The organism is Treponema sp. R6D11, assembly GCF_054786075.1.
The window spans coordinates 1-1,111 of the sequence record NZ_BDHD01000376.1; the positions used below are offsets into that span (position 1 = coordinate 1).

The following is a 1,111-nucleotide window of genomic DNA, read 5'->3' on the forward strand; positions in this document are numbered from 1 at the left end:
CGATAAAATAGTCAAAAGCCCAATCTCAATAAAACGCATATAAAGAGTTATAGCTTGCGTTAAAAGCATTAATCCACAAACTAGCGATAATAAAAATTGCACTATGCCGTAAATTAACATGACAGTAACAACACTAAGGAAAGAAACTATAGGGATGTCAAATAGGAATTCAAATAAAGCTGTGAAAAAAAGTGTAATTCCGCCACCGCCAAACATTTGAGATCCTAACAAAGGAATTTCGGTAGTAAATAAGTTTAAAGGCAAAATAACCGGATATCTGCCTCCATTGCCATCGTTTTTCCATTGGATTCCGCCTGTAGAATCTTGCAATTTATAAAAAGTTTCGTATATCGCTTGGCAAATGTTTGGTGCTAAATCAATCAATATTTTTGCCAATAATAGCTTAATCAGCATGCGTATGATGGATTCAACCGTCACTTTATCTAGCGCGATTATTTGCCCTATTAAATCGATTAGGAAATACAAAACAGTCAAAGAGTATGCAATGTTTTTAAAAGCATCTATAACATTTTTTACTCCTATGTCTGTTGTATTAACAAACCAAGGTTTACAAACCATTGCAATAATATTTCTACCAAAATCCGAAAGAGCATTAAAATCTTGAGCCATATCTAAGAGCATTTGTTTAGATCTAGAAGGAATCACAACAGCTAGTAAGGCATCGCCAATTCGCTCTAAGTCTTTCATCCAGTCCGCATGGGCGGTTTTAGGGAATAGCACGAAACTGAGCGCAAACACGCCAATCAAAGACGCGAAAACAAGCCCACATATCTTGAGCCCCTTAAAGCGTTTATTCGTCTTTTTCGCTTTTGTTTTCATATTTTCTCTTTTCATAGCACTCCCCTGCTTTCCTATGCTTTCCAAACTATATTCGAACTAGAATATTATCATCCCGCCGAGGACGTTAACCACAGCCAGCACGAACGCGCCGCCGATCGCCCAACGGATACCTTTTGCCTTCGCTTCTGCCTCGTCTGTCCTCATTCCTTGGGCGATTTGGTACGCGCCGAGGAAGATCATAAACATGCCCATAACGGAAAACGCGCCGAAGATGAGTTGCGAAGATAAGCCTTTTCCTTTTACTAAGCCA

General features: G+C 39.1%; 2 protein-coding genes. Both read right to left on the bottom strand.

Annotated features, from left to right (window positions below; all coding sequences use genetic code 11):
• Window positions 1-855: hypothetical protein (locus ACYVTD_RS13260; protein ID WP_461248212.1), on the bottom strand; the 855-nt coding region annotated here is incomplete at its 3' end.
• A gap of 42 nt (window positions 856-897) precedes the next feature.
• Window positions 898-1,111: hypothetical protein (locus tag ACYVTD_RS13265; protein ID WP_461248213.1), on the bottom strand; the 214-nt coding region annotated here is incomplete at its 5' end.